Source organism: Streptomyces sp. NPDC059900 (assembly GCF_050270335.1).
Taxonomy (GTDB): domain Bacteria; phylum Actinomycetota; class Actinomycetes; order Streptomycetales; family Streptomycetaceae; genus Streptomyces.
In genome coordinates this window covers 1-9,817 of the sequence record NZ_JBNNJZ010000311.1, presented here as the reverse complement: position 1 = coordinate 9,817, position 9,817 = coordinate 1, and the positions used below count along the sequence as shown (strand labels likewise).

General features: G+C 72.2%; 10 protein-coding genes. 8 read left to right on the top strand and 2 right to left on the bottom strand.

All coding sequences use genetic code 11. The features are described 5' to 3' along the window. Positions 1 to 95: 95 nt before the first annotated feature. The 3 genes from ACQKIP_RS30325 (at position 96) to ACQKIP_RS30315 (ending at position 2,582) form a co-directional block, all read left to right on the top strand. Positions 96 to 704, top strand: coding sequence for a hypothetical protein (locus ACQKIP_RS30325; protein WP_365853159.1), 609 nt, complete (start codon positions 96 to 98; stop codon positions 702 to 704). A gap of 88 nt (positions 705 to 792) precedes the next feature. Beyond that, the gene (locus ACQKIP_RS30320; protein WP_365853486.1) at positions 793 to 1,362 is read left to right on the top strand and encodes a SigE family RNA polymerase sigma factor; all 570 of its coding nucleotides are present in this window, start codon (positions 793 to 795) and stop codon (positions 1,360 to 1,362) included. Further along, positions 1,359 to 2,582, top strand: a complete 1,224-nt coding sequence (locus ACQKIP_RS30315) for a WD40 repeat domain-containing protein (protein ID WP_365853161.1) — start codon at positions 1,359 to 1,361, stop codon at positions 2,580 to 2,582. Before ACQKIP_RS30320 ends, ACQKIP_RS30315 begins: the two co-directional genes overlap by 4 nt. On the opposite strand, the gene dapA is transcribed toward ACQKIP_RS30315, so the two are convergent. After that, positions 2,559 to 3,494, bottom strand: coding sequence for a 4-hydroxy-tetrahydrodipicolinate synthase (gene dapA, locus ACQKIP_RS30310; protein ID WP_365853163.1), 936 nt, complete (start codon positions 3,492 to 3,494; stop codon positions 2,559 to 2,561). The genes ACQKIP_RS30315 and dapA overlap by 24 nt on opposite strands. Positions 3,495 to 3,686: 192 nt before the next feature. Here dapA and ACQKIP_RS30305 point away from each other — a divergent pair, with 192 nt between their 5' ends. The 4 genes from ACQKIP_RS30305 to ACQKIP_RS30290 all read left to right on the top strand — a co-directional run bounded on the left by ACQKIP_RS30305 (position 3,687) and on the right by ACQKIP_RS30290 (position 6,120). Beyond that, on the top strand, positions 3,687 to 3,854 hold the full coding sequence (locus ACQKIP_RS30305) for a hypothetical protein (RefSeq protein WP_365853165.1): 168 nt from the start codon (positions 3,687 to 3,689) through the stop codon (positions 3,852 to 3,854). After that, entirely contained in the window at positions 3,851 to 4,519 is a 669-nt protein-coding gene (locus tag ACQKIP_RS30300) for a hypothetical protein (protein WP_365853167.1), read from the top strand. The genes ACQKIP_RS30305 and ACQKIP_RS30300 overlap by 4 nt, the downstream gene beginning before the upstream one ends. A 114-nt stretch (positions 4,520 to 4,633) precedes the next feature. After that, positions 4,634 to 5,203 (top strand): antibiotic biosynthesis monooxygenase, encoded by a 570-nt coding sequence (locus ACQKIP_RS30295; protein ID WP_365853169.1) that lies wholly within the window; start codon positions 4,634 to 4,636, stop codon positions 5,201 to 5,203. A gap of 179 nt (positions 5,204 to 5,382) precedes the next feature. After that, the gene (locus tag ACQKIP_RS30290; protein WP_365853171.1) at positions 5,383 to 6,120 is read left to right on the top strand and encodes an SRPBCC family protein; all 738 of its coding nucleotides are present in this window, start codon (positions 5,383 to 5,385) and stop codon (positions 6,118 to 6,120) included. A 12-nt stretch (positions 6,121 to 6,132) separates the two neighbouring features. Here the strand turns inward: ACQKIP_RS30290 and ACQKIP_RS30285 are convergent, their stop codons facing one another. Beyond that, positions 6,133 to 7,986: an endonuclease/exonuclease/phosphatase family protein gene (locus tag ACQKIP_RS30285; RefSeq protein WP_365853173.1), complete on the bottom strand. Its 1,854-nt coding sequence runs from the start codon at positions 7,984 to 7,986 to the stop codon at positions 6,133 to 6,135. 286 nt (positions 7,987 to 8,272) lie between these two features. On the opposite strand from ACQKIP_RS30285, the gene ACQKIP_RS30280 reads away from it, so the two are divergent. Then, on the top strand, positions 8,273 to 9,751 hold the full coding sequence (locus tag ACQKIP_RS30280) for a hypothetical protein (RefSeq protein WP_365853175.1): 1,479 nt from the start codon (positions 8,273 to 8,275) through the stop codon (positions 9,749 to 9,751). Positions 9,752 to 9,817: the final 66 nt, after the last annotated feature.

The following is a 9,817-nucleotide window of genomic DNA, read 5'->3' as shown; positions in this document are numbered from 1 at the left end:
CCCTCCGGCTTCCCGGAGGGCGCTCTTCGTGTCATGCCCTGCGTAAGCTGCCCTGCCACGTGTGCGCGGGCCGCGTGGGACGAGGGGAGAGCATCATGCACCGAACGGGTATCCGGGCCATGGCCCTGAGCGGAGTGGCGGTACTCGGTCTTGCCGTCGGGTGCGGCGAGGGCGCCGGGCAGAGCAAGGACGCCGGCGGCGGGGCCGCGCAGCAGATGAGCCGGGCCTCCACCGGTGACCACCGCTACCCCCTGGAGAAGAGCGACATCCCCTGGAGCGGCAGCCCCAGCCCTTTCAACGCACAGGTCAAGCTCGCCGACGGGCGGCGCGTGGCGATGCACTACATGAAGGGCAAGGGGCTCCTCGTGCAGGACTACAGCCCCAAGGCCAAGGGCTGGTCCAAGTCGGCCCTCGTGTACAAGACGGAGACCGACGCCTGCCAGGGGATCACGCTCAAGGCCAAGGACGGAACGGTCGCCGCCTTCGGGGACTTCGGCGTGTACTGCGCGGACGGCGAGCCGCCGACCGAGTCGGTCGCCGCCGTCGCCACGGGACCGCTGACGAAGTGGGCCACGCACCTCACGAAGGACTTCGACGGCTGGGAGAAGATCGCCGTCGCCGCGGGCGGCAAGAAGGCCGTCTTCAGCCGGGGCACCGACCGGCTCACCTGGACCAAGGCAGGCGGCTTCCCCGCCGCGGGCTGAATTCGCGGACACAGGCATAGCGGGGGGAGCCACGGACCGTCTATCCGGGTGAGGGGGGCACCAGGCCCGCCGGGGAGCGAAGGTGACGATGGATGCCCAGGCCCAGGAGAGCTTCCGGGACTTCGTGGAGACCCGGACACCGGCGCTGCTGAAGACCGCCGTCCTGCTCAGCGGCGGCGACCGGCACGCGGCCGAGGACCTGTTGCAGAACGCACTGGTCAAGGCCGCGGGCCGCTGGCACAGGATCGACGACCCGGAGGCGTACGTCCGGCAGATCCTCTACCGGCAGCAGGTCAGCCGCTGGCGCCTGAAGTGGCCGCGGCGCGAACTGGCCGTCGCCGAGCCGCCGGAGAGCGCCGTACGGGACGGGGCGGGCGCCGCCGAGCTGCGGATCGTGATGCGGGCGGCGCTCGCCCGGCTCACCACGCGCCAGCGCACCGTACTGGTTCTGCGCTACTTCGAGGACCTGCCGGAAGCCGACGTGGCCCGGCTCCTCGGCTGCTCGGTCGGCACCGTGCGCAGCACCACGCACCGGTCGCTGGCCAAGCTGCGCGGCCTCGCCCCAGAGCTGGCGGCGCTCGACGGACCGGACTCCGGCCCCGGCGGGCAGCCGTCCCGTGACCCCTTGCCCGTGTCGTCCGTGGAGGTACAGCCGTGAACGTGGAAGAGCTGGTGCGCGAGTCGCTGAGGGAGCAGGCGGACGACGGCGTGCGGCCCCCGGCCGGGTTCGCCGACCGGGTCCTGACCGCCAGGCGGCGCCGCAGGACCCGCACCATCGTGGGCATCGCGGTCGCCACGACGGCGGTCCTCGCCGCCGCGGTGGCCGTGCCCGCGCTGGACTCCCAAGACGAGGACGTACGCCCGGCGAGCGACGCCCAGACCCGCGATGTCATCGCCCACCCCGACCAGTCGCCGCCGCGCGATCTGATCGCGGCGGGCAACACCGCGCTCGCCGCGTTCTATACGACCAAGGCCAAGGACCAGCCCAACGGCGACCGGCTCATCACCCGCACCTACGGGCTGCTCGACCAGAAGACGGGAAAGTACGAGAAGGCTCCTGCCAAGTGGGCCTGGATCGACGTCGCGCCCGGCATGCGTACCGCGGCCGTCCTGGAGGGCGAACTCCCCGCCCGGCGCATCGGCGTCCTGGACCTGATCACCGGCAAGGTGGAGCGCTGGATCCCGGTCAAGCACCCGGTGGCGGGCGTCAGCTGGTCCCCCGACGGCAGCAAGCTGGTCGCCACCGCGTACAGCAAGAATCCCGACCGGCGGTTCGACATGCCCGGCGACGGCCCGGAGGACCAGCCCCAGGGGCACGGCAGCCGGACCGGGTTCTACGTGGTCGACGCCGCGTCGGGCGACACGGGAACGTTCCGCGAACTGACCCAGAAGAAGAACGAGTTCGGTTTCTTCGACGGCAACCCGCGTGAGGACCTGAGCTGGAGCCACGACGGCAAGCTGCTCTACGTACAGCTGGCGATGGGGGCGGACGGCGAGAACCGCGCCTGGTACACGCTGAAGGGCGGCAAGGCCGTGGCCCCCGCCGCCGAGAAGTACGCGGGCTGGCCCGAGGCGGGCCTGTCGCCCGACGGCAAGCTGCTCGCCACGGACGGCAACAGCAAGGGGTCGGCGATCCGCGACCCGCGGACCGGCAAGGAGATCACGAAGGTGCCGGGGCAGCAGCTGCTCGCCTGGGCCGACAACAAGCGGATCATCGCGTGGGGCTGCGACCCGGCCAAGTGCGGCGGCAAGGGCGAGTTCCGCAATCAGCTCCTGCTGGTGACCGTCGGCAGCAAGAAGGCCGTGCCGCTCAGCGACTTCCGCAAGGCGTCGGCGACCTATCCGGGCCGCTGGTCACCCCTGTTCGCCGCGCGCTGACACGGGCGGCTGCGCCTGCCGCAGCGCGTCGTACGCAGCAAGCAGCCCGTCGGTCGCCTCGCGGTCGGCGGGCCGCAGCGGTGCGCGGACGGGACCGCCGGGCAGACCGAGTGCGCCGAGCAGCGCCTTGGAGGTGACCGTGCCCGGAAGGCCCGCGTCCATGGTCAACTCGATCAGTTCCATGGCCTGGTGCTGGAGCCCGCGGGCCCGGCCGGTGTCGCCCGCGTCGAACGCGTCGATGATCGAGCGCAGGTGCCGGGGCACGGCATTGGCCACCGTGCTGATGTACCCGGCGCCGCCCACCGCGTACAGCGCGAGGATGAGTTCGTCGCAACCCGTGTAGTAGGCCAAGTCGGTGCGCGAGAGGACCTTCTGGGTGCCCATCAGGTCGTAGGCGCAGTCCTTCACGGCGACGATCCGGGGATGTTCCGCGAGCCGCAGCATCGTCTCCGGTTCGATGCGGGTTCCGGTGCGCCCCGGGATGTCGTACAGCGCGATCGGGAGCCCGGACGCATCGGCGACCTCCAGGAAGTGTGCCTCGACGGCGTCCTGCGGCGGCCTGCTGTAGTAGGGAGTGACCACCAACAGGCCGTCCGCGCCCACCTTTTCGGCCTGGAGTGCCATCTCCACGGTGTGCCGCGTCGCGAAGCTGCCGACGCCCGCGACGATCGCCGCCCGGTCGCCGACCGCCTCGGCGACGGCTCGTACGAGTGCGGCCTTCTCTTCGTCGGACGTGGTGGGGGATTCGCCGGTGGTGCCGGAGAGCACGAGGCCGTCGCAGCCGTCGGCCACCAAGTGCTCGGCGAGCAGCTGCGCGCCGTCGAGGTCGAGCACTCCGTCCGCCGTGAAGGGCGTGACCATCGCGCACAGGGCGCGGCCGAAAGGGGGAGGCGTTGCTGAGGGAGGGGTCATAGAGGCAGTGTCGGTACGCCGACGCTGAAGCTCCACTTAATTCTGCTACGAGATATGAGAAAGGAGCGCTACGAGGTTGCGGAGAGTGGACAGCGGCGCACTAGTGCCAACTCGCCCCCGTATGGGCCACCATGGGGGCGTCGGTAGTCGCAGGACGGCCGCTCGGCAGCGCGGCCGGTCACAGGAGGCGTCATGAGGCTGGGCAAGGCACTCGCCACCGGGATCGCCGAGGAAACCCCGCAGGACCGGCTGCGGCAGGAACAGTCCGAGCGGCACGCGCAGGCGGAACCCGAACGGACGGCGGCGGCCGAAGAGCCCGCCGCCGAGCGGCCCGCGGCCGGAGTCCCGGCAGTCCGGTGAGGCTGCGGCTCCCCGAGGAACGCCCGACGGAGCCGCCGACCGGATACAAGATCGCCCGCCTGGCGCTGTCGCACGACGGCGCCAGGGCCGGGTTCACCGGCGTCTCCCTGGGCGCGGCCCTGCCCTACGGCGCGCTCGACGCGGCCCGCTGCGTCTACGGCCGGCGGCACAAGGTCCCGCACCGACGCTGCGACTGCGGTTTCCACTGCGCCCACGAGCGCGCCGCGGCGGAGGCGTTCCTGTGCACCGGCGAGCACCGGGGGGCCGCGCTGCTCGAAGTGACGGTCCTCGGCGCGTACATCCGTTTCGAGCGCGGCTTCCGGTACGCACGCCAGCGGGTGCGCACCGTGACGGTGCGGCCGTGCGGCTGCGGCGCGCGGGCCGCGGTGCTCGCGGACGCAGGGTGGGGCAGGCCGGGGTGGCGGGTGGTCGAGGGGGCGTGTGCCGCCTGCGTGGGCAAGCGCATGGCGCTGCGGCTCACCGAGTTCGCCCGCCTCGCGGGGGAGGGGCTCACGGTCACCGCGGCACGCCCCGACACCGTGCCCGGTTCGCCCGCGGAGGCCATGGGGGTGCCCGAACTCGTCGCCGAGGCGGCGCTCCTCCAGGCGCGGCTCGACGTGTTCCAGGGCGAGCTGGCACGTCTCTCGGAGGACGAGAAGGGGTAGCGGTGCGGCGTCCGGCGTGAACGGCGTCGTCGCCCGGGTTGACCTCAAGTTTGCTTGAGGTAGCAGTGTGTGGGTCGCGGGCCAGGCCCCGCCCACACGCTGAAGGAGCAGACCATGAAGACGTTCACCGATGCCACGACCCTCCCCGACCCGGCAGGCGCGTACGACGGACTCGTCTTTCTCAGTACGTGGAGCACGGGCACCCCGCAGCGGCAGCGGGCGACGGTCGACGCGATCGCCGGAGCCTGGGCGAGCCGGCCGTGGCCGCACGAGGGCCTGCTGTCATACACCGTGTACACGGGCGCGGACGGCTCGACGGTGGCGCACCGCTCGCAGTGGCGGGACGAGGAGGCGTACCAGGACTTCTTCGCCCGCGGCAGGGACGAGCGGAACGCCGAGATCGACGAGGCGGTGCCGGGCATCGAGCGGCTCGGGCTGCACAAGACGCGGCTGCGGGACGGGGTGGCGCGGGCCGCCGGTGACGACCGGGCGGTCGGTGCGGTCGTGATCACCGAGGGGGATCGTGACGCGGTGCCGCAGGCCGCGCCGGGGCTGATCTCCGTCCACTTCCACGAGACGACGGACGGCGCGCGGGTGATCAACTACGCGGAGTGGGAGAGCGGCGAGGGGCTGCCCGAAGAGGGCACGTACCGCCTGGCGTACGGCTTCGGACCGGAGCGCTGAGCGCCGCGCTTGCGGCGCGTACCGGCGGCCGAGTGCCCCGCCTGTTCCGCATCTGGCGGACGCCCGGCCTCCGCGGCCGACTGCCCTGGACGAAAATATGGGGCGGTGGGACGGTGGAATCTCCGTGCGGGGGCGGGCGCAGGGGACCTCGGCCCTCCGGGCAGCACCAGGGAGTCGCCATGGCCACCGGCAAGGAGTTCGAGATAGAGCGGGAGTTCGAGGTCGACGCCTCTCCCGCCGAGGTCTGGGACGCGCTCACCACCGGCACCGGCGGCTGGCTGTGGCCCATGGAGTACGAACCCCGGGAAGGCGGCGCCGCCCCCTCCGGCGGCACGGTCACCCGCTGGGATCCGCCGCACCGTCTGACCGGCCGGGTCGAGAACTCCGACGGGCTGCCGCCGGGGCAGACCCTCAACCAGCTGGACCACACCATCGAGCCGCGCGACGGCGGCCGCCGCTCCTGGGTCCGCTACGTCCACAGCGGCATCCTCACCGACGACTGGGAGAGCCGGCACGAAGCGGCCGGCAAGCACGCCGACTTCTACCTGCACACCCTGCGCCAGTACCTGACGTACTTCCCGGGCCTCCCCGTCACCTTCACGGCGCTCGAAGGCCCCGCCCCCGCCGCCGCCCCGGACGCCTTCGCCAGGCTGGGCAGGCGTCTGGGCCTGCCCGACGACGCCTCCGAGGGCGCCCGCGTCCGCGTGGACGCCCCCGGAGAACACCTCGACGCGATGATCGACTTCCGCAGCAGGCACTTCATCGGCCTGCGCACCGAAACCGCGCTGCTGCGCTTCTTCGGCCGCAACCACTTCGGCGCCCCCGTGGGCCTGAGCATCCACGACTTCGCCCCGCACGCGGACCCCAAGGGCACCGAACTGGCCTGGCGCGACTGGCTGCTCAGGCTCTACGCCTGAGGCGGGAAGGGATCACGGCCTAAACCGCAGCACCTGCGGATCGTGGTCGCTGTTCTGCTCCGCGAACTCCGCGTTGATGTGCACGCTGTCGTACGAGAAGTCGCGTCCCACTCCGGGGCTGGTCAGGATCTGGTCGAGGACCTGGGTGTTGCCCTGGTAGACGTACGAGTAACGCTCGGAGCGGGGCAGGGACTTGACGGCCGACTTCAGCGCGCCGCCCGCCTCCAGGGCGTCGGTCGTCGCCGAGAACTCGAAGTCGTTCACGTCTCCCACGACCACCACGTCCGCGTTCTTCTGCACCTTGCGCACGTCCCGCACGAAGGCGTTCACGGCCTGCGCCTGCTGGATCCGCTTGGCCTCCGACGAGCGCACGGGCGGCTGGTGCCGCGAGGTCAGGCCCTCGTCGCCGCCCTTGGACCCGAAGTGATTGGCGACCACGATCACGGGCCGTCCCCGGAAGCGGAACTCACCGGCCAGCGGCTTGCGGCTGTCCGTCCACGCGGCGTTCGCGGGGTCGACGCGTCCCGGCGAGAGCGTCAGCGCGGCGCGCCCGGAGGAACGTACGACCCCCGTGCCCGTCGTCGCGTCGCCCTGCCCGCGGTCGGTGAAGGAGACCCGCTCGGGGTTGAAGAGGAACACCTGGCGGATGTTCCCGCCGGGCTCCCCGCCGTCCTTGTTGTTCTGCGGGTCGATGGACCGCCACTCGTAGCGCGGCCCGCCCGCGGCGGCGATCGCCTCCGTGAACTTCTTCAGGGTCGCCTCCGCCGAGACCGTCCCGTCGTTCTTCGCGCCGTTGTCGTCCTGGATCTCCTCCAGGGCGAGGATGTCGGGCGAGGCGAGATTCGAGACGACCGCCCCGGCCAGCGCGTCGAACTTCGTCTGCGGATCGGTGGGGTCGAGGTTCTCCACGTTGTACGTCGCGACGGCGAGCTCACCCTTGGCCTGCCGCCGTGTCTTCTCCCGCTCAAGACCCTTGTCCGTGACCTTGCCGAGCGTCCGGGCGACCAGCGTGTATCCGCCGAACTGGTTGAAGTCCAGCGGCCCTTCGGCGCCGCCGGACAGCGCGTCGCCGACGTTCGCCTTCGGGAAGGGCTGCTCGGAGACCGGGGCGAGCTGCTGGATCTGGAGGCGGCCGGTGTTCTGGTCGTCGTAGGACTTGTAGACCGTGCCGCCGCGCCTGCTGGGGTTCTCGTGCGGCTTCACGGTGACCCACAGCTCCGAGTACGGATCGGTGGCGCCGACCACGCGCGAGGTGCCCACGCGTACGTTCATGCCCTCCAGGGACTCGTAGAGGTCCAGGGCGTACGAGCGGGGCCGCAGCCGCAGCGCGCTGATGTCGCCGCCGTTCGCGGGGTCGCCCCCGGGCGCGTAGGCGGAGGGCACCGTCTTGGCGGTGACCGTGACGGGCGCGGGCAGCGCGTTGCCGGACGACTCGACGCTCACCGTCGGCTTCGTGATCTGGGTCAGGGACTGGTTGCCGGAGGCCTCGCCGCCGGGGACGTACTCGCTGACCGTTCCCGAGACGCGGACCGCGTCGCCCGCCTTCACCGTCAGGGGGGCGGAGCCGGTGTAGACGAAGACGCCCTCGCTGGTCGCGGGGTCGCCGTCGCCCGTGGGGTCCTGGAGCCAGAAGCCCTTCGAGCCGTACGAGCGGACGCCCGTCACGATGCCCGACACGTCCGTGACCTGCGCTCCCGCGAGGGGCGAGAGACGGGTGGTGCCCTGGATGTCGTGGACGCTCACCCCGGCGGCGGAAGCGGACGACGAGCTCACGGCGAGCAGACCGGCCGCGAGCGCGGCGGCCACCACGGCGGAGACGGCGGCGGATCTCACGGCGGGCCGGGTGGTACGGGATATGTACGGCATGGAGAGACTCCGGATGAGGGTGAGTACGTATATGAGGGGTGAGTACGCGTGAAGCGGGTGAGACGAACCGGCGGGTGCCCGGCGCTCTACGCGCGTCAATCTCTTGTGTGACCAGGGGAGTTGTCAAGGTTCGGCGGGTGTTCTCACCGTGTATGTCTTCTGACAGGGACATGAACCGGGCGGCATGGGTCCAAATCCGTCTAGGCTTCAGCCCAGCCGACCCTTCCCCCGGCTCCCGGCATTGCCCGAGCAGGGGAGGCCCCATCCTTCGGAGGAGAACCAGCCGATGTCCGTAAGTCCCGCCACCCTGCCGCCGGTGCTGCTGCACTCCGAAGCGGAACTCGCGCGGGCCGCGCTCGCCACGCCGCTGCTCTCCCGCGCCGCGCGGCTCGCCCGCTGGGCGGGGCCCGAGACGCGCGTCGGGGCGGGCGGTGAGCTCATCGAGGAGCAGCTGCCCGCGGCCGCCGCGGAGCTGGGCCTGGCGGCGGACGACCCGGACGCCGCCGCGTACGCGAGCGAGGCCTGGCGCGTGGCCGTCGACACGGGCCTGGTGGATGTCACCGACGCGGACGAGTCGGAGGGCCCTGACGGAGCAGACGCCCTGGGCACGGTGACGGCGGGCGAGGACCTCGCCGCGCTCACGTCCGGCAGCCCCCAGGACATCCTCGGCGTCTGGCTGGGCGCCCTGGACACCGTGTACGGGGACGCGACCGTGCCCGACATGGACAACCTCCTGGACGTCCTGGAGGAGAACGGCGAGATCGACTTCGAGGAGCTCGGCTGGGACCCGCAGGCGGAGGCGGACTTCCTGGACGGCGTGCTCGGCAACCTGTACCTGCTCACCGCCGGGGACGCCGGGGACGCCGGGGCGGGCGAGGGCCCGGTGCCGCTGCCCGCGCTCGCCGCGTCGATGATCGTGCCCGACGACATGGGCGAGCCGACGGACGACGTCCTGGAGCAGGTGTCGGACGCGATGATGAAGCTCGACGACCAGTTCCGGCTCTTCGAGCCGCTGGGGCTCGTCGAGTACCAGCCGGTCGACGAGGCCCTCATGGTGGACATCGACGAGGCCGACGCACCGCTCCCGGACGACGACGAGGACGTCTCGCGCTACGGCATGGTCAAGCTGACGCCGCTGGGCGTGTACGGCATCCGGGCACGCATGCTGGAGGCGGGCGTGGACGCCCCCGCGGTCGGCGATCTCGCCGACAAGGGCGCCGACGCGCTGCTCGAAGGCACGGCCGGGTTCCCGCAGGCCGCCGCCCAGGCCGAGATCGAGCTGTGGCTGGCCCGGCACGAACCGCTGCACGCGGCGCGGGAGTTGCTGGCCGCCGCGCGCGGCGGCGACGAGGGTGCGCCGCTGCGGCGGCTCCGCTGCCAGCAGGCGCTCTCGCTGGTGGGCCGCGAGGCGGAGCCCGCCCTGCGCGAGGTGCTCGACGACGCGGAGCTCGGCGGCCTTGCCCGGGTGTGGCTCGCCGAGCACGGAGCCGCCGACGTGCCCCCGCCCTCCGAGGCGCTCGTCTTCTGGCTGACCATCGACACGATCGCCGCCCAGCTCGCCGCCGAGGGCAACTCGGACGAGCTCCAGGGTCTGGTGGAGGGGCTCTCCGAGCAGCACAGCGGGTTCTTCGCCGCGGCCTGGCGGGTCGAGCACCCCGCCACCGCGGACGTCCTGGAAGCGATGGGGCGGCTGCACCCCGACAAGAAGGTGGCCAAGGAGGCCCGCAAGGCGGCTTTCAAGGCGCGCTCGCAGCAAGGCATGTGACACCGAGAACCGGCCGGGGGGGCTATCCGCCCCGGCCGGTTGTCCGGTTCAGCTCAGCACTGGTAC

What these genes read in the sequence shown, in the direction of transcription:
- ACQKIP_RS30295 (WP_365853169.1), top strand. Translation starts at nt 4,634, where the DNA reads ATGAAGACGTTCACCGATGCCACGACCCTCCCCGACCCGGCAGGCGCG.
- dapA (WP_365853163.1), bottom strand. Translation starts at nt 3,494, where the DNA reads ATGACCCCTCCCTCAGCAACGCCTCCCCCTTTCGGCCGCGCCCTGTGC.
- ACQKIP_RS30280 (WP_365853175.1), top strand. Translation starts at nt 8,273, where the DNA reads ATGTCCGTAAGTCCCGCCACCCTGCCGCCGGTGCTGCTGCACTCCGAA.
- ACQKIP_RS30305 (WP_365853165.1), top strand. Translation starts at nt 3,687, where the DNA reads ATGAGGCTGGGCAAGGCACTCGCCACCGGGATCGCCGAGGAAACCCCG.
- ACQKIP_RS30285 (WP_365853173.1), bottom strand. Translation starts at nt 7,986, where the DNA reads ATGCCGTACATATCCCGTACCACCCGGCCCGCCGTGAGATCCGCCGCC.
- ACQKIP_RS30320 (WP_365853486.1), top strand. Translation starts at nt 793, where the DNA reads ATGGATGCCCAGGCCCAGGAGAGCTTCCGGGACTTCGTGGAGACCCGG.
- ACQKIP_RS30290 (WP_365853171.1), top strand. Translation starts at nt 5,383, where the DNA reads ATGGCCACCGGCAAGGAGTTCGAGATAGAGCGGGAGTTCGAGGTCGAC.
- ACQKIP_RS30325 (WP_365853159.1), top strand. Translation starts at nt 96, where the DNA reads ATGCACCGAACGGGTATCCGGGCCATGGCCCTGAGCGGAGTGGCGGTA.